Genomic DNA, 18,563 nt, shown 5'->3' with positions numbered 1-18,563 from the left:
TTAATGAACAGCATAGAGGATAAAAGTGTTATGTATGAAAAAAATCACTTGAACTGATAGAATTACTAGAAAATGAAGAGTATTTAAAGATAGATGAAAAATTGGATGAGCGAATGCTGTTGCTAGAAAGTATAGATGAGAGTGAAAAAGATAAATTTATTGAAATATATAATGATAAAAAACTGTCTGAAGTGGATGAGAAGATAAAAAGACTTTTTAATGATAGATTAGACAGATTAAAACAAGAATTGATCAAATACAACTGTAAAAAACAGGGAAATATCGGATATTCTAGGGTTTCTAGAAATAAAATAGATATTTTTGATAAAAAAGTATAAAGTTTTATATGGTTTGGACGATTATTATATTGTAAGTAATTATATGCTTACAAATGCGGATTATATTTTATGACAAGGATGTCGACAAAAACTATGGAGGGTAAATAAAATGAGAATTAACAACAACGTAAATGCTTTAATAGCAAACAATCAAATGAATAAGAACACAGCTTTACAAAGTAGATCTATGGAGAAGTTATCTTCTGGTCTAAGAATTAAAAGAGCTGCTGACGATTCTGCAGGTTTGGCAATTTCTGAAAAGATGAGAAATCAAATTAAAGGTTTAAATCAAGCAGGACTAAATGTACAAGATGGTATATCTGTAGTTCAAACAGCTGAAGGAGCTTTAGAAGAAACAGGAAATATTTTAAAGAGAATGTCTCAACTAGCTGTTCAATCAGCAAATGAGACTAATACTGCTTCAGAAAGAGAAAAAATAGCTAATGAATTGACACAATTAAGTGAAGAAATAGCTAGAATGTCTAAAACTACAGAATTCAATGGAAAACAGTTGTTAGATGGGACAACTTCACAATTAAGCTTACAAGTTGGTTCAAGCGGATCAACAGACAATCAAATAAGTGTAAGTCTAGTTAACACTTCAAGTATAATGGCAGATGCTGGAATAACTTCAGACCTTATAGCTTCTATGAAAGCTGGAACTATTGAAGGATCTGCTTCAGCGAGAACTATGATGTCGAATATTGATAGCGCTCTTGCTAGCATAAACTCTGCAAGATCAACTATCGGTGCGCAACAAAATAGACTTGAGTCAACACAAGTAAACTTATCTAATACTGTAGAGAACGTTACTGCTGCAGAATCAAGAATAAGAGATACTGATGTTGCAAGTGAAATGGTTCAATTATCTAAACTAAACATATTAGCGCAAGCGTCCCAATCAATGTTAGCGCAAGCTAATCAACAACCACAAAGTATATTACAATTACTAAACTAATAATTTGAATTATTTTATTGAAGGGGCTGTCTCAAAATTGATTGATTTATCGGAGTTGCTTTGCAAATTAAGCAGAGCAATATTGTTGTCATTTAGCCGTATTATTCAATCGATTTTGGTGGATCAACCCATGGAGATGGCTTAAGTATATAAAAATATAAAGTATATAAATAAGTCATGGACTGATGTCTCATGACTTTATTTATATAAAAACTTTTTATTGTAATTTATAAAAAGTTTTTATATTTTAAAACTTGAGCTTTATTTCAAGGTTGAATCCAAGAATTGATCGAGTGTTTTGCTAAAAAGACGTTTATTTCATTTTTTAGAATTGTATGGAGTAAATTAGTCGATTGATCAATTTTGAGACAGTTCCTTTATTTTTTGTGTTAAGTTTGAAAAATGTATCAACTTATGAAGGAAAGGATGTGGCTTATGTTACTTAGTGTAGTAATGATGGTAAAAAACGAAGATCGGTTTCTTCGGAAAACTTTAAATGCCTTAAAGCCTATAACAGATTCTATCGATAGCGAAATCATAATACTTGATACAGGATCAACAGACAAAACTGTAGAGATAGCAAAAACTTTTACAGATAAAGTCTATTTCTGCGAATGGAATGACGATTTTGGGTGTATGAGAAATAAATCTATTTCTTATGCTTCAGGTGAATGGTTACTTGTTATCGATGCAGACGAAGTTCTCAACGAATCCAAAGATTTAATAGAGTTTTTTAAAAGCGACATGCATAAAATATACAATTCCGCCTCAATAGAAGTAAATAATATAATGAATGGAAAAACAGAGCTCAATAATTATGAAAGTTCAGTAGAATTAGTTAGGATTTTTAGAAAATCAGGCTTTAAATATACTGGGAAGATTCATGAACAACCTATTTTCTCTGAACCGTTATTTAGAAGGTTATCTAAGTTTAATCACTACGGCTATCTATTTGTAGATGAAGAATTCAGAATGAATAAAATTAAGAGAAATTACGATATTTTAGTCAAGGAATTAAAAGATAAACCAAATGAACCGTATTTAAATTATCAACTTGGGAAAAATTTTATGTCTGAAAAAAAGGACAAAGAGGCATTAGAATATATAGAAAAATCATACAAAATATATGAAGATGCAAATATTATACCTGGCTATGTAACTTCGACATTGGTATTGCTGTATTTTACAAATGGTAAGTACAAAAAATGCGAAGAAATTTGTCTAAGATACATAGAAGAAGATAAAAATAATATAGATATTTATTATTTCCTGGGAAAAGTTCAGAAAAATTTAGGTAATATGGAGAATTCCATGCTTTACTATGAAAGATACTTATATCTTTTAGATAACTATGAACTGAGTACACAGGCGAATGACATGTTAACTGATAGTGTAACTTTATCAAATAGAGATAGTGTAATAATAGAACTGATAGAGATGCACTATGTATTCGAAGAATACGAAAAAGTACTTGAAAAATATAAAAGTATAGATACTTTTGAAAATAAAAAAAATGTATATAAACTAGTATTTGCATCACTAGATAAATTAAATAAAAGTGATGAGATATTAGATTATTATGCAGAAATTCCTAATTCAAAGTTAGAGAAGAATATATTTTACAATAATATCGAAATTTTTATAAGAACTTTAAAAGAGGAAGATAAAAATTGCATTTACGATAAACTATCTTCTTTATATGACAATTACGGCAAACTAAATAAAGCTAGATTACAAAGTAATGTATCTATTGAAGAATGTAGAAAAATACTGAAAAATGAAAAAAATATTTTGTACAGCCCAGTTATAAATATAGCTATAAGCAAAGGTGAAAATTTGTTAGAGATATTTTATGATTTCGATTCAGTTTGGGTTGAGAAGTATATGCAGCACGAACTAGAACACAATAAAGATCTATCGTTTGTTCTGTACCAATATATAATGTCGCAGCCAAATACAGATGATTTTAATAAAATAAGAATCTATAGAGTATTATCTAAAGTACTTTTAGAAAATGGAGTTCTTTATGATAGTAGGTATAAACAGATATTATATATTTATGCAATGTATTCATATCAATATATAGGCAGTCTGTACAAAAATTTTAACGATCATGAATTATTAAAATATGTTAATAATGATGTAGATAGATTTGTAATAGAGTTTAAAATTTTTAATGAAGCTTATCGTTTTGAAGAACATATATCTATAGAAACATTACAGTCTCTTTTATATGAGTATCCAAGGTATGCAAAAGCAATTAAGCTTATAATTGAGGATTTACAGGAAGAGATGAAGGAGACAGAAGAATTAAAAAAACTTAGGAATATGTTTTTAGATAATATAGAGAATATGATTAATGTTGGAGAAGTACAAGTCGCAAATAGTCTTTTAACGGAATATTTAAGTAAATTTGATGAAAATGTAAGAGTACTAAATATACAGGGAATATTACTTATTCTCGACAATAAATTTGAAGAAGCAGATCTTGCTTTTAAAAGAGCACTGTCAATGGACTTTACCAATGAAGATACTATCCACAATATAAATTATTTAAAAGTAAAGTTAGGAGATTCCTATTGTATAGGATAAGGTTAATTAAATTTCATACAATATAAAAAATATTAAATAAGATTTAAAACAATCTTTGAAAAAGCTTGAAATTGTATATTATAAAAAAAATGATGAACCATATCCATTATTATAAAAATATGCAAAAATTTACCAAAAAAATTATCATAATGATATAATAATATGTAAATTATATTATTAATGCCTTAAAATTAAATTTTAATTAATATGATAATTTAAAAAATATTAAAAAAGGAGGTAGTAGATGGAGAGTTACGGCTTGATAAAACTTGGACTAGATGCTTCGAATCTAAGGAGTCAGACGATTGCTAATAATATAGCTAATATAAACACTACAGGCTATAAAAGAAAGTATGTAAGCTTTGAGGAGACACTAGAGAGTAATACACCAAAGATAGAAGTAAAAGTAGATAGATCAAGATCAATGAGAGTTGACAAAAACAATGTGGATATTGAATCAGAAAAAGTCAATCAAGCAGCGACAACCTTACAGTATAGTGCTCTAGTCACCATGGCAAATGGAAAGCTATCTATGATTAAAAGTGTTATAGGAGGAAGGTAGTTAGATGAGTGTATTTAGTGGTTTGAGAATAAGTGCAAGCGGTTTATCTGCAGAAAGATTGAGAATGGATGTCATATCCTCGAATGTTGCGAATATAAGTACTACTCGAGGTCCAAATGGAGAGGCCTATAGAAGAAAAGTGGCAATGTTTGAAGAAAATTATGACAATAAGCTAGGAATGTTAGGGGTTAAAGCTACAGGCGTGGTAGATGATAAATCCGATTTAAGGAAAGTATACGATCCGACTCATCCTGATGCTAATGATGAAGGTTATGTAGAATATCCTAATGTAGATATACTAGTAGAAATGTCAAATTTAATAGCTGCTTCAAGATCTTATGAGTCTAATGTAGATACTCTAAATGCACAAAAAACTATAATTTCAAAAGCTTTAGAGATAGGAAAGTAGGTTGCAAATATGCCGATAATAGATGTAAATCAGCTCAATAATGTTGCACAAGCGACAAATATAGCTGGAAATATTGGGAATACACCACAAAATATTGATTTAGGTGTAGAGAAATCTAGTTTCACAAATGTTCTATCTGATGCGCTTGATAAAGTTAATCAATATCAAATAGTGTCTAGTGATAAGACAGAGCAATTTATTAAAGGTGAAAACGTATCTATGCACGAAATTATGTTGGCAGGTCAAGAAGCACAAATTTCAATGCAACTTCTCATAGAGGTGAGAAATAAAATTTATGATGCGTACCAAGAAATGTATAAAGTACAAATATAGAACTTTGGGTAGAGGAGTATACCATGAAAGTTAGCGTCAAAGACATTAAAAAACAAAAAATTGATCCTCTAATTCAAAAATTTAAATCTTCTAAAAAGGGCGTCAAAATAGCAATATTTACAAGCGCATTGGCAGTTTTACTAGCAGTAGTATTTACTATTGGCTATATCAACAAAAACAAATACGATGTTTTGTTTTCTGATATAGATGCGCAAGATGCAGCTGAAATAGTTGAAAATCTAGAGTCCGATGGTGTTAAGACAAAAATAAAAGGAAATACTGTTTACGTTCCTAAAAATCAAGTTGATAAATTGAGACTTGAATTGGCACCAGAGTTTTCAAATGGATCTAAAGGGTTTGAGCTAATGGATGAGGGTTCTTCTATGGGACTTACTGATGAAGAATTTAGACTAAAGAAGCAGAGAATGCTCCAAGGAGAAATTGAGAAAACTATAAAAAGTTTTCCGCAAGTCGATGGAGCAAGAGTTCATATAACACCAGGAACAAAATCTGTATTTGAAAAAGAGTCAGAACCTGGTAAAGCAGCGGTATATATAATCTTAAAAAAAGGTACAGATCTTGATGAAAATCAAGTTAAATCTATAGTTTCTCTAGTCTCAGGAAGTGTCGATAATATGGCAAAGGAAAATGTTGAAGTTATAGATGACAAGATGAATCTTTTGTCGGAAGGATTATTTGTTGCGGGTGCTAGTAAAAATAAAACAGGTGTAAATACAAATATAAAAGAAGCTAAAGAGGCAGAAAGTGCTTTAAACCTTGAGTTGGAAAAATCAATCTTAAATATGTTAGAACCTATATTTGGGAAAGGGAAGGTAAAAGCTACTGTAAGTGCTGATTTAAATTTTGATTCTGTAGAACAGACTGAAATAAAAATTGATCCAAATAAAGTCGCAATAAAAGAGACTAAAATGAAAAATACATCTCAAGGAGGCGTTAATAACGCAGGACTTGTAGATGACAATATGACAAATGCTGCAAATAACTACACAAATAATAAAGAGGAATCTTTAGAAGAAAGCTATGAGTACGAAACCGGTAAAACAGAAACTCATACTATTAAAGCTCCAGGTGAAGTCAAAAGACTAACAACATCTATTGTAATTGATGGAAAAGTCAAAAAAGCAGTATTGTTTGATGTTGAGGATATTGTATACAATGCGATAGGTCTCGATAAAAAAAGAGGAGACGATTTATTCGTAACTTCTATGGATTTTGATCCAGAAGGAAAAGCAGAGGCAAAAAAAGAGATTGAAGAGATAAAAGCACAAGAGCTTAAAGCTAAGTTACTTGCATTAGGTATTTTTATTGTTACTTCGCTAATTGTATTAGCAGCAGTATATTTCTTAGTAATAAGAAAAAATAAAAAGCAAAGTGAAGATGAATATGATGAAGACTACGATGCAAATCTAATAGATTCGGAAAGTCAGTCGACTTTCGATGAAACAGTGGGAAGAGCAAACCGCATAGTGGATGGCGAAGATCTATCTCTAGAGGATGAAGTTAGATTGTATGCGTCAGATAAGCCTGATCAGGTTACAGAAATAATTAAGACTTGGCTAAATGAGTAAGAGGGGTGATACCTTTGAACGAAGAGAAAAATGACATAAGTGCTTTTGATATGAGCGATATCGAAGAAGAATACAAAGAAGGTGGAATAAGAAAAGCAGCTATTTTATTGATGACTTTGGGGCCAGAGACTTCGAATGAGATCATCAAAGATTTACCAGATGACCAAATTCAAAAAATAGGATTAGAAATTGCAAATATTCACCATGTATCTTCAAAAAATAGGAGGCAGATATTAAAAGAATTTATAGAGGTAAATAAGGCAAAGGATTTTGATATTGCAGGTGGTATGTCTTATGCAAAGAGATTGCTAAGCAAAGCCTTAGGAGATGAAAAGGCTGAGCAACTTTTAGAAGGTATACTTCAAGACGTTAAGCAGAGACCTTTTTTAGCTGTCAGGAAAGCAGATATTCCTAGTATTATAAATATACTAATGGATGAAAACTCTCAGACTATAGCTATTACTCTTGCCCATATACAACCGGAAAAAGCTGCAGCCGTAATGTCTGAGCTTCCTTTACCACTACAAAAAGAAGTAGCTGTTAAGATAGGAAATGATTCCTCAGTACCGATCGAAGTTATTAAAATAATTGAAGAGAGCCTTACAAGAAAACTTAAATCGATAAACAATAGCGAAAGTGAAACTGCTGGTGGAGTTACTGCATTAGTAGATATCTTAGACAATGTAGATAGAAGGACGGAAAAAAATCTGCTGGAAAAAATAGAAAATGAAGATACAGAACTAGCAGAGAGAATAAAAGAGAATATGTTTGTGTTTGAAGATTTGGTTAAACTAGATAAATCTAGTATACAGAAAGTTTTAAAAGAAGTTAAGATGCGTGATATAGCATTTGCTCTAAAGGACGCAAGAGAAGATATCGTTGATACTGTATATAAAAACCAATCTAGTAGAGCTGCTGAGGCTTTGAAAGAAGAAATAGAACTACTTGGGACAGTAAAAAACTCCCAAATAGAGCAATCACAACAGTCTATTGTACATATCGTAAGGAAGCTTGAGAAAGAAGGATCAATCAATATAATAAGGAATTCTAGAGATGAATTTGTCAGATAGAGTAATTAAAAGCAAAGTGGCTCAGAGCAAAGGTAAACTCAGTTTATCAGACTTCTATGTAGATAAAGACACAGGAGATAGTGAATCTGAAGATATCTTAAGCGAAAATATAAATGAATACAAACAAAAATTAAATGAGGTAAAAGAACGTATCCTTGAAGAAGCCAAATTAAATGCTAAAGAAATTGAAAAAAGTGCATATATGGAAGGTTACGATCAAGGTAAAAAAATGGATACGAAGATGGGTATAGAGAGGCTTATACTGAATATGTAGATAAAGCAAAAGAAGAAGCTTTAAAAATAAGAAATGAAGCTGATGAATTATTGTTTAGATCGAAAAGAGAATTTGTAGCCTATCTTAAGGAAAAAAATAAAGATGTAATAAACTTAGCTATCGATATAGCAAGTTCTGTTTTAAGGAAGACATTTGACGACAAAGAATCTATGGGTGAATTACTAAAGAACATTATCTCTGAATATGAGCAGGATTCAACTTTTATAGTTAAATGCAATTCTTACTACGAAGAAGATATTAGAGAAGATCTAAACTCTTGGAAAAAAGAATTACCTTTAGGAAGAAACATATTTGTTGTAGCTGATGACAGTTTAGAAAAGGGAAATGCTGTGATAGAAAGAGAAAATGGGCGAGTAATATTAGGTATTGACTGTGCTATTAGCAAACTAAAAGAGGAGCTTTTAGGAGGAAATGCGTAATGGAAGAAAAGTTCATAGAGATAGATTTCGATAAAGTTAGTAAGGTAGTAAATAATTTAGAGCTTACTATTGCTGAAGGTAAAGTAAAGAAAATAATTGGACTTACTGTTGAAGTGGAAGGCATAAAGGCTTTTGTAGGTGAGTTATGTGTAATATACAACAAACTGAATCAACCAATTAATTGTGAAGCAGTCGGTTTTAAAAGTGACGAAGTTATACTAATGCCTTTAGGTGAGTTGTCTCTTATATCACCAGGATGCAAGGTTGTATCTAAAGGAATACCGCTTAGTGTAGTATGTAGTGATGCAATGTTAGGTAAAGTTCTCGATGGTTTAGGAAATCCATTAGATGGTACTAATCTCAATGGTATGGGTGATAGGTACAATTTAAATAATGAACCTCCAGATCCGATGAAAAGACAAAAAATAAAAAATGTAATGACAACAGGGATAAAGGCTATAGACTGTTTTACCACGTGTGGAGAAGGTCAGAGAATAGGTATATTTGCAGGTAGTGGGGTAGGTAAGAGTACTACTATGGCTATGATTGCTAAAAATGCCTGCGCAGATATAAATGTAATTGCCTTAATAGGAGAAAGAGGAAGAGAAGTACGGGATTTTATTGAAAATGACCTGAAGAAAGAAGGGATGGAAAAGTCTGTAGTAGTTTGTGTAACTTCAGATAAACCACCACTGCTTAGGTTAAAGGGTGCATTAACAGCTACAGCCATTGCTGAATACTTTAGAGATCAAGGTAAAAAAGTGATATTTATGATGGACTCGGTTACTAGATTTGCTATGGCACAAAGAGAAGTAGGAATAGCAATTGGTGAACCGCCAGCACAAAAAGGTTATACTCCATCTGTATTTGCAATGCTTCCAAAACTTATGGAAAGATCCGGAACGTCTGAAAAAGGTTCTATAACAGCTTTTTATACAGTATTGGTCGATGGTGATGATTTTAATGAGCCTATAGCTGATTCAACTAGAGGTATCTTAGATGGTCATATAATTTTGTCAAGAGATTTGGCACATAAAAACCAATATCCTGCTATTGATGTTTTAAGTAGTATAAGTAGACTTATGAATGATATAGTTGATAAAAAATATTTAGATACCGTATCTAAAGCGAGAAGTATACTAGCTGATTATCGTGAAGCTGAAGAGCTTATTAATATAGGGGCATATACAATTGGATCAAATAAAAAAATAGATAAAGCAATAGAATACTACCATCCAATTGTTGACTTTTTAAAACAAGGAACTAATGAAGGATGTACATTTGAGAGCGCTATGGTGGGTTTAAAGGCAGTATTTGATGAAGATATTAATCAAAATTTGTAGAAAGGCATGATTAGATTGATTATAAAATGTTATTTTTCAGTGTTAGACAGGTAATCAATACCCCGCAAATGTTCAATTGGTATGGTAATGCTTAATAGATATTGCAAACATGTTGAAGATGAATACAGTATCTAAAAACATATAACAAAAGCGGAGTATCGACAAACAGTGAAAATCAATATTTATTTAAATATCAATAAGTCCTGTCAGCTGCAATATACAATTGAAGCTATAACTCATTAATGCCCATTTATCGTCATTTTAAACAGAATACTTAAAATGATATTAGTTGTTGTACTCAAACTTTAAATTAACGACGATAAGGTGAATTAGCATGGAGAAGAACTTTAAATTTAAACTTCAGAAAGTCTTAGATATTAAGATTGATGATAAAAGAGAAGCGGAGAGAGAATTGCTTCAATCTCAAAATAATAAGTTGGGCATTGAGGATCAATTAAAAAAATTAGAAAAAAGTTACCATAAATATATGAATATGCAGATAGATGGAGATCGAGTATCACAAAAGTTAACGAGAAATTACATAACACTTCTCGATAACTCTATTCAAGATACAAATGATAAACTTAATCAATCTGTTAAAGAAGTTGAAATAAATAAAAGTAAGTTGATAGAGAGAAGAATTGAAGTGAAATCTCTAGAAAAACTTAAAGAAAATAAATATAGATCGTTTTTGAAAGAGCAAAATTTAAAAGAGCAGATCGAAAGTGATGAATTTGCTATTTTAATTTTATAAGGAGAAAAGAAACAGTATAAATAAGCGTAAGAGGTGTTGTATGAAACTAGATTTTAATTCTGAGTCTATTGCCTTCAGTGAAAAAAAGAACGAAGTACGCGATACATTTTCAACTTTTAAAAATATCTCGGAAAAAAATAAAAATAAGTTTACCGATAAACTAGGTAGCATCAATAAAAAATTGGAAAAAAACAAGGACCAAGAAGAATTAGATAGCAATAAAATTAGTGAGGAAGATTGTTCTCTTTTATATGCTTTTTTAGAGAGTATATTAAATCAGACTGAAGAGTTGCCTAAAGTAACGATTGGTCTTAGCGATACTTATAATTTAGGAAAACTTAATAGTAATGTCAAATTAATAGATCAATTAGATGGTCGAGAAGAATTAAATAAAATCTTAAATGACCTAAAATCAGCAATTACAGTTGCAGATTTAGAACAATTAAACTCTGAGGATGAGGGAATTACGAAGCTGGAAAAGTTGATAGACATGATGCTGGAAGAGTCGGAACCTCTTGAAGAAAAAGAGATTTTGGAGAAAAATTTAGAAGTAATTAAAAATAAAATCTCAAATATAATCGAGCATAAAGGTTTTGATTTCAGTTCACAGGATGATTTATCAGTAGAAGATGATCAATACTTAGAAATATTTAATTTGAAAAGTATGAATATGAATGTAAGCGTAATAGATGATAAATTATCAAAAAATGAAAGTCTCGTAGTTTTAGAAAAGATAGCCGATTTAAACAATTACAAGAATAATTTATCGGGTGAATTCAGTGCGGTTGTTGAGCCAAGCCACGATGCGAATTTAGCGCAAAACAAGGAGTTTAAGCTTGGAGATATAGCTACTGACAAACTACCATCGTACATCACAAGAGCAAACATTGAACAAGATATAGTCAATGTTGTCAAGTACATAAAATCGAATGGATTAGAGCAGATGACAATTAGATTAAAACCAGATGAACTGGGAGAGATGAACATAAAGTTGTCAAAACAAGATGGTGAGATGGTCGGAATAATTACTGTTGCAAATAAAAATGTATATGATTTAGTTAATAAGAACACATTGGATTTGAAACAGCATCTTGAATCTCTCAATATAAATCTAAAAGAAATCACGGTAAATATATCTGATCAAGGAACACATCAGTTTGATTTATCCAAACAAGATTTTGATCAACACAGCTATAGAGAAAACAAGAAATCTTTTAGTGGCGAGGATAAAGAAAATATAAACACGGAAGATAAAATCAATGAAAATACTGACGATAGGTTAGATGTATTAGCTTAGATGTAGGAGGTTATTTATGGACAATATAAGTTCATTTAATGCGAATTCTTTAGGTGTTGCAAAGAACAATTCAGTTGAAAATAAAAGTAAGACGGAGCAAAGATCTAGTGGTGCGGTAGATAAAGAAATGTTTATGAAGATACTTGTAGCTCAAATGGCTAATCAGGATCCATTAAACCCACAAGATCCATCTCAATACGTATCGCAGTTGGCAGAATTTTCGGGACTAGAGCAAATGATGAATATGAATACAAATATGGAGATATTATTGGCTTTTGGAAATGCTAATCTAATAAACTCTGCTCTTGGTATGGCGACATCTCTTATAGGAAAAGAAGTAGAGATTGCAAATGAGAATTCGGGAGAAGAAGGTTCGGAGAATGAAAACTATGTAGGAGAAGTACAATCTACATATATTAAAGATGGGATTATTTACCTAGATGTAAAGTTAAATGATACCGGAGAGATTAAGTCTTTTAAATATGAAGATTTATTGAAAATTAGTGGTAAAAACAATTCGGAGGGCGTGTAGACTATGATAAAAGCAATGTATTCGGGAATAAGCGGGATAAAAGCGAATCAAACTAAATTAGATGTTGTTGGTAACAATGTTGCTAATGTTAGTACAGTAGCATTTAAAAAATCAACAGCTAGAACTACGGATTCATTTTATCAAACTATGATATATTCAAGTGCACCAACAGCAGCTATGGGAGGTACAAACTTAGGACAAGTAGGTATTGGGACTCAAGTTTCTTCTATAGTAAAAAATATGTTGCAAGGTGGGCTTCAGCCAACAGGTATTTCTTCAGATCTAGCAATAGACGGTGAGGGGTATTTTCCAGTTGAAAGAAACGGTCAAGTTCTGTATACGAGAGATGGATCTTTTGGATTAGATGAACAAGGTAGACTTGTAAACTCTTCAGGATTTATTTTGCAGGGCAAGATAACTCCAAAAGGTGGAGCGGTTGCAGATGGAATAATAGAAATTCCTATTCAAAGTGTTAGTCCTAAAGATGGCACAATACAAGATGTAGTGTCGTACACAATATCTAAAGATGGTGTTATTACATACTCATTAGCAGATGGGCAGACAACTGACAAGGTGTATGATATACCACCTAAAACACCATCAGGAACTCCTGCTGGAACAATTGCTACTAATGAGAGAACACAACAAGTTCAAATATATGCTTTTAAAAATCCCGCAGGATTAGATGCTCAAGGTGGGAACTTGTTCTCTCCTTCAGCAAACTCTGGAGATCCAGAAATTGAAGGAGCAAGTGGTGTAATAAAACAGGGATCCATAGAGATGTCTAATGTAGACCTTGCAGAGGAATTTACAGAGATGATTGTTTCTAGTAGAGCATTTCAGGCTAGTAGTAAAATTATAACAACATCAGATGAAATACTACAAGACATTATAAACTTAAAGAGATAATTTACTTTTGATTAGGAGAGGGAGAAAATGAGGAGAAAAAGCGATATTTTAACTCCATTAGGTCTTGTTGTATCCATAGGATTAATACTTTGGGCATGTGTATCTGGTGGAAGTAGCATGAAAATATTCTACGACTTCCCGTCCATCTTAATAACTGTAATAGGGTCATTAGGAGCTATAGTTATAACTTATCCTGTAGAGGATGTTAAATTAATTCCAAAAGCCTTAAAGTATTCATTTACAAATGGAGATTCTTCAAAGGTTGAATTGTTGAACCAGTTTAAGATGCTATCTAGAAAAGCTAGAAGAGATGGCTTATTGGCACTAGATGATGACTTACAAAGTATAGATAATTCTTTTTTGAGAAAAGGGTTAGAACTTTCGATAGATGGAGTAGAACAAGAAGTAGTAAAGGAAATCCTAGAAAATGAAATCGCTGAATATGAATCAAGTACTGGTAAGTATTCAGAAATGTTTAAAATATGGGGCTCATATGCACCTGCATTTGGAATGATGGGAACTTTAGTAGGTCTAATCCAGATGTTATCAGATTTGACTTCACCAGACATGATTGCTGCTGGTATGGGTAAGGCATTAATAACTACATTTTATGGAAGTTTTATGTCTAGTATTGTACTAAATCCAATTGGATATAACATTGAAGCTAAATTATCAACAGAAGTAATTACAATGGAAATGATAATGGACGGGATAATCAGCATCCAGCTAGGGGATAGCAGCAGAATATTAGAAGGAAAATTACTTTCATACCTTTCAAATGATGAAAAGGTTGAGTACTTTAGTGAACTTAAATCTTCTGGGTCTAATTCATTCGTAGAAGGAGCAGCTGGAAATGTCTCGTAGAAATAAAAAAAAGACTTCAGTAAATCTAGATGCGTGGTTACCGACTTATGCTGATACCGTAACGTTATTGCTCACTTTCTTTGTATTGCTTTATTCTATGGCGAGTGTAGATAATGAAAAATTCAATGATGTCAATAACGCTTTAAAAGGACAATTTCAAGGCCAGGGTGTTATGAATGGAAGTGCTAGTTTAGGTGATAAAGAGGCTTTAGAAGGTTTTATTACAAATGAATCTCAGAAGGCACAAGTACAGGAGCAATTGCAGAAAGAAATAAATGAAAAAGAACTTGATGGAAGCATTAAATTGAAAAACGACGAGAGGGGAATATTATTGGAAATGGAAGATTCAATATTATTCGACTCAGGAAAAACTGATTTGAGAAGCGACAGTAAAGATATGCTAAAAGAAGTTCACGAGATGATAAAAGATATGAAGAACCAGATAGTAATAGAAGGACATACAGATAATGTGCCGGTTGGATCTAGGACAAGTGAAACCAATTGGGAGTTATCGGCTAATAGAGCAGTAAGTGTTGTTAGGTATTTTGTAGAAGAAAGGGGAATGAGTCCAAATCTTTTTTCTGCTACAGGATACGGTGAATATAAGCCAATACAAGTAAATGATTCAAGTGATCATAGATCTGAAAATAGAAGGGTTAATATTCTTATAACTACACTTCAGGAGGGTAAAAGTGAAAGGTAAAAAAGGATTTTTTATAATAGTGCTATTAATTGTAGTAGGACTTGGACTTGGTGCAGGATATGCTATGTTTGGACAAAATATATCCAATACGACAAAGGAAAATACTACTACAACAATTTTGGATTTAGAAGATGAGATATTAGTTAAGTTATCTGATGAGGGTTCTGCTAGATACTTAAAGTCAACTATGAGTATAGAATACAATTCTAATGATAAAAAGTTTGAAGAAAAATTACCTCTAGTAAGAGATGTAATAATTAATTTTTTGATGTCTAAAAAAGCTGGAGATTTTTCTTCGGATAATTTAGATAATTTGAAGGAACAATTAATACAAAAACTGAACGAAAGGTTAGGATCAGGTACAGTTAGTGAAGTATATTTTACAAACTTAGTAGTTCAATAAAGGGTGATTAGTATGTTTCTTTATGTGATTAAAATACTGGTGTTTATTCCGATAGTAATATTTTTGATTGTTATATCTCTTAAAATGAGCCAAAAAACATTGCTCGGTAGTTATAAGAATAAATATATAAGAGTACTAGAAGTTTTAAATATCAGTAAGAATAATAGTATCATTGTATTGAAAATTGGAGAGAGTGGATGTGTTGTATCATCTACTCCATCGGGTGTAGAAAAGTTAAAAGATTTAACTGAAGAGGATGTTCTTAAGATTGATCAAAATCTTAAAGAAAACTCGGATATAAACTTTAAAAATTTCAATTTAAAAAACGAATTTGGAAAATATTTTGAAAAAATCGTAAAAAAGGAAGACTAAAAAGATGGAATTACTATCTAATTTAATTGCGGGTAAGGCGCAGTATACGCCGGCAATGCAGCTATTTATTTTTATGACAATTTTGATGTTTTTGCCATCTCTTATGTTTATGATGACATGCTTTGTCAGATTGGTAATTAGTTTGTCATTTTTAAAATCAGCTTTAGGAGCATCACAGGCAATACCTAGTCAGGTGTTGGCAGGATTAGCAATAGTGTTGACGATCTTTATAATGAGACCTGTGACTGATGAAATTAATAAAAATGCTATACAACCTTATGAAAAAAAGGAAATCACTATGGAAGTTGCGCTAAATAGAGCGGAGATACCGATTAGAAAGTTTATGTTAAAACAAACGAGACAAAAGGACTTGGATCTTTTTGTAGAGCAAGCAGATTTAAAGGATAAAAAACTTACAAGGGACAATATTCCACTAAGTGTTGTTTTACCAGCATTTGTTACGAGCGAACTAAAGACAGCGTTTCAAATAGGTTTTCTAATATATATTCCATTTTTAATAATCGACCTTGTTGTAGCAAGTATATTAATGTCTATGGGGATGTTTATGCTTCCACCAGCAATGGTATCTTTACCATTTAAACTACTGCTATTTGTCATGGTTGATGGATGGAATTTGGTTATAAAATCGTTGATTATGGGTTTTTAAGGTAGGAGAAAATTTATGAGTGAATTAATTATAATGAGTATTGTAAAAAAATCTCTATTCACAGCTATTATGATAGCATCGCCAGTCCTTATTGTATCGCTTGTAATAGGCCTGGCTATAAGTATATTTCAGGCTACAACACAGATACAGGAGCAGACGCTTACATTTGTTCCAAAGCTAATTGGGATACTGCTTATTATAGCGGTATTAGGCGGCTGGATGTTGAGAACGCTATCGACTTTTACAGTAGAGATATTTGATATGATAAAGCTCATAACAAAGTAGGAGGACTAAATGTATGTATTTATTAGAGTGTTAGCATTTTTTGCCTCTCTTACAATGCTATTTCCAAAAGGTACTCCAAATGCTTTTAAGGTGATTTTTTCTATAATGATATCTGTACTTTTAACATTTAATATGGATGTTCAATTATTAGAACATACAGACAGTACAGTAGAGTTTATTTTATGTGGTATATCCGAAACATTGACCGGACTTATATTAGGATACATTACAAATATATGTTTTTATTGTATTAGATTTGCAGGTAGCTTAATTGATTTCCAAATGGGTCTATCTATGCTGAGTATATTCGATCCAGGATCGAATTCTCAGACTACCCTTACGGAAAATATAATGAATTGGATTGCAATTATGTTGTTTTTCAGCATAGATGGATTTCAGATATTGATAAGTGGAATAAAGTATAGTTTCGAAGTTATTCAGATTGGAAGCGGGATTTTGATATACAACACTCAATACATAATTGATATATTTGTGCAGTGCTTTTCGATCGGTTTTAAAATAGCTATACCGATTATAATTTGTTTGATTCTGGCCGATTTTATACTGGGGCTCATATCCAGAAGTGTACCTCAATTAAATGTAATGTTGATCGGGATGCCTTTAAAATTGTTAGTAGGTATGACATTACTGATGATGGTACTCCCACTTATTATCAACGAGATAATCAGTTTATTTAAAGAGATACCGAATATGTACGATGGGACATTTCAAGCAGGAGCAATGGTATTTATGCTCTCATCTGAAAAAACAGAAGATGCTTCTCTGAAGAAAAAGAAGGATGAAAGAAAAAAAGGAAATATAGCTAAGAGTAAAGAAGTAACATCTGCTTTGACATTAGTAGGGTTTACTATTCTATTGCCATCGCTTACAAAATTTATGGTGAATTCATTCACCGGGGTATTGTCTGAATTTCTTACATTTAATTACTATACAGAATTAACCTATGGTGGAATTCAACATATTGTCATAAATGGGATAACTTATATACTAAAATTATTTTTACCTATTGCCTCAATTTTTTTAGTTCTTGGTGTAGCTGGAAATTTACTTCAATCAGGGATCTTATTTACATCGGAGGGTTTGAAGCCTAAACTTTCTAAATTAGACCCAATCAAAGGACTTAAAAATATTTTTTCTATGAAAAACTTAGGGACTTTGGTCAAAAATTTATTTATTGTAGCGGTACTAGGATATATTGGGTATTCGTTTTATAAAAATAAATACATGGAAGTAATAAAATTAAGCAACGTATATATTCCAACGCTTATTTATGAAATTGAAGATTTGGTATTTGAAATACTTACGAAAATTTGCATTGCTTTATCAGTAATAGCATTAGCTGATTTTTTATTTCAAAAATTTACTTATAAAAAATCAATAAGGATGACGAAGCAAGAAATTAAAGATGAGTATAAGCAATCAGAGGGAGATCCTCAGCTAAAGTCTAAGATTAAGCAAAAGCAAAGAGAAATATCATCGCAGACGAGAATACAGGCAGTGCCTAAAGCTACGGTTATAATAACCAATCCTACGCATATATCGATCGCAATAAAGTATGAAAAAGGAGTCGACGAAGCTCCTGTAGTAATTGCAAAAGGCGCAGATAAGTTAGCTTTTAAAATAAGAGAGATAGCAGCAGAGCACAACATAGAAATAATGGAGAATAAACCTCTGGCCCAAACTTTGTACAAAAATGTTGCAATTGACCAAGAGGTGCCTGAAGAAATGTATCAGGCTGTTGCAGAAATATTAGTAGCAGTCTACAAAATAAAAAACAGATATAAACCAATACGTAAATAAAAAGAAATCGAAATAAAAAACTAAATATCGATAGTAACATAAATGTAT

The 18,563-nt window shown here is 31.6% G+C and carries 22 protein-coding genes; all 22 read left to right on the top strand.

The window, feature by feature from the left end:
• Window positions 1-113: 113 nt before the first annotated feature.
• The 22 genes from T473_RS0107085 to T473_RS0106985 all read left to right on the top strand — a co-directional run bounded on the left by T473_RS0107085 (window position 114) and on the right by T473_RS0106985 (window position 18,515).
• Window positions 114-338: a hypothetical protein gene (locus tag T473_RS0107085; protein ID WP_024621274.1), complete on the top strand. Its 225-nt coding sequence runs from the start codon at window positions 114-116 to the stop codon at window positions 336-338.
• Window positions 339-447: 109 nt separating this feature from the next.
• Complete coding sequence (locus T473_RS0107080; RefSeq protein ID WP_024621273.1) at window positions 448-1,296, top strand: flagellin N-terminal helical domain-containing protein; 849 nt, start codon at window positions 448-450, stop codon at window positions 1,294-1,296.
• Window positions 1,297-1,731: 435 nt separating this feature from the next.
• Window positions 1,732-3,888 (top strand): glycosyltransferase family 2 protein, encoded by a 2,157-nt coding sequence (locus T473_RS0107075; RefSeq protein WP_024621272.1) that lies wholly within the window; start codon window positions 1,732-1,734, stop codon window positions 3,886-3,888.
• 244 nt (window positions 3,889-4,132) lie between these two features.
• Window positions 4,133-4,450, top strand: a complete 318-nt coding sequence (locus T473_RS0107070) for a flagellar basal body protein (protein ID WP_024621271.1) — start codon at window positions 4,133-4,135, stop codon at window positions 4,448-4,450.
• 4 nt (window positions 4,451-4,454) lie between these two features.
• Window positions 4,455-4,859 carry a flagellar basal body rod protein FlgC gene (gene flgC / locus T473_RS0107065; protein ID WP_024621270.1) on the top strand — a complete coding sequence of 135 codons (405 nt, stop codon included), beginning with the start codon at window positions 4,455-4,457 and terminating at the stop codon, window positions 4,857-4,859.
• Between the two features lie 9 nt (window positions 4,860-4,868).
• On the top strand, window positions 4,869-5,192 hold the full coding sequence (fliE, locus tag T473_RS0107060; protein ID WP_024621269.1) for a flagellar hook-basal body complex protein FliE: 324 nt from the start codon (window positions 4,869-4,871) through the stop codon (window positions 5,190-5,192).
• A gap of 23 nt (window positions 5,193-5,215) precedes the next feature.
• Entirely contained in the window at window positions 5,216-6,781 is a 1,566-nt protein-coding gene (fliF, locus tag T473_RS0107055) for a flagellar basal-body MS-ring/collar protein FliF (protein WP_024621268.1), read from the top strand.
• Between the two features lie 14 nt (window positions 6,782-6,795).
• A complete protein-coding gene (gene fliG / locus T473_RS0107050) occupies window positions 6,796-7,851 on the top strand; it encodes a flagellar motor switch protein FliG (RefSeq protein WP_029791596.1) in 1,056 nt (351 codons plus the stop codon).
• Window positions 7,835-8,125 carry a hypothetical protein gene (locus T473_RS19080; protein WP_242825884.1) on the top strand — a complete coding sequence of 97 codons (291 nt, stop codon included), beginning with the start codon at window positions 7,835-7,837 and terminating at the stop codon, window positions 8,123-8,125. Before fliG ends, T473_RS19080 begins: the two co-directional genes overlap by 17 nt.
• Before the next feature lie 50 nt (window positions 8,126-8,175).
• Complete coding sequence (locus tag T473_RS19075; protein ID WP_242825883.1) at window positions 8,176-8,565, top strand: FliH/SctL family protein; 390 nt, start codon at window positions 8,176-8,178, stop codon at window positions 8,563-8,565.
• A complete protein-coding gene (fliI, locus tag T473_RS0107040) occupies window positions 8,565-9,908 on the top strand; it encodes a flagellar protein export ATPase FliI (RefSeq protein WP_024621266.1) in 1,344 nt (447 codons plus the stop codon). Before T473_RS19075 ends, fliI begins: the two co-directional genes overlap by 1 nt.
• Window positions 9,909-10,242: 334 nt before the next feature.
• Complete coding sequence (gene fliJ, locus T473_RS0107035) at window positions 10,243-10,662, top strand: flagellar export protein FliJ (RefSeq protein WP_024621265.1); 420 nt, start codon at window positions 10,243-10,245, stop codon at window positions 10,660-10,662.
• A 40-nt stretch (window positions 10,663-10,702) separates the two neighbouring features.
• A complete protein-coding gene (locus T473_RS0107030) occupies window positions 10,703-11,959 on the top strand; it encodes a flagellar hook-length control protein FliK (protein WP_024621264.1) in 1,257 nt (418 codons plus the stop codon).
• A gap of 16 nt (window positions 11,960-11,975) precedes the next feature.
• On the top strand, window positions 11,976-12,491 hold the full coding sequence (locus tag T473_RS0107025; RefSeq protein WP_024621263.1) for a flagellar hook assembly protein FlgD: 516 nt from the start codon (window positions 11,976-11,978) through the stop codon (window positions 12,489-12,491).
• 3 nt (window positions 12,492-12,494) lie between these two features.
• Window positions 12,495-13,400 (top strand): flagellar hook-basal body complex protein, encoded by a 906-nt coding sequence (locus tag T473_RS0107020; protein WP_024621262.1) that lies wholly within the window; start codon window positions 12,495-12,497, stop codon window positions 13,398-13,400.
• Window positions 13,401-13,427: 27 nt separating this feature from the next.
• The gene (locus T473_RS0107015) at window positions 13,428-14,264 is read left to right on the top strand and encodes a motility protein A (RefSeq protein ID WP_024621261.1); all 837 of its coding nucleotides are present in this window, start codon (window positions 13,428-13,430) and stop codon (window positions 14,262-14,264) included.
• Window positions 14,254-14,967 carry an OmpA/MotB family protein gene (locus T473_RS0107010; protein WP_024621260.1) on the top strand — a complete coding sequence of 238 codons (714 nt, stop codon included), beginning with the start codon at window positions 14,254-14,256 and terminating at the stop codon, window positions 14,965-14,967. The genes T473_RS0107015 and T473_RS0107010 overlap by 11 nt, the downstream gene beginning before the upstream one ends.
• Window positions 14,957-15,370 (top strand): flagellar basal body-associated FliL family protein, encoded by a 414-nt coding sequence (locus tag T473_RS0107005; protein WP_024621259.1) that lies wholly within the window; start codon window positions 14,957-14,959, stop codon window positions 15,368-15,370. The genes T473_RS0107010 and T473_RS0107005 overlap by 11 nt, the downstream gene beginning before the upstream one ends.
• Before the next feature lie 12 nt (window positions 15,371-15,382).
• Window positions 15,383-15,742, top strand: a complete 360-nt coding sequence (locus T473_RS0107000; RefSeq protein ID WP_024621258.1) for a flagellar biosynthetic protein FliO — start codon at window positions 15,383-15,385, stop codon at window positions 15,740-15,742.
• 4 nt (window positions 15,743-15,746) lie between these two features.
• A complete protein-coding gene (gene fliP / locus T473_RS0106995) occupies window positions 15,747-16,409 on the top strand; it encodes a flagellar type III secretion system pore protein FliP (protein WP_024621257.1) in 663 nt (220 codons plus the stop codon).
• Window positions 16,410-16,424: 15 nt separating this feature from the next.
• Window positions 16,425-16,694, top strand: a complete 270-nt coding sequence (fliQ, locus tag T473_RS0106990) for a flagellar biosynthesis protein FliQ (protein WP_024621256.1) — start codon at window positions 16,425-16,427, stop codon at window positions 16,692-16,694.
• Between the two features lie 9 nt (window positions 16,695-16,703).
• A complete protein-coding gene (locus T473_RS0106985) occupies window positions 16,704-18,515 on the top strand; it encodes a fused FliR family export protein/FlhB family type III secretion system protein (RefSeq protein ID WP_024621255.1) in 1,812 nt (603 codons plus the stop codon).
• Window positions 18,516-18,563: the final 48 nt, after the last annotated feature.

This window comes from Clostridioides mangenotii TR (assembly GCF_000498755.1).
Taxonomy (GTDB): domain Bacteria; phylum Bacillota; class Clostridia; order Peptostreptococcales; family Peptostreptococcaceae; genus Metaclostridioides; species Metaclostridioides mangenotii_A.
This window is presented reverse-complemented; position numbering and strand designations above follow the sequence as displayed.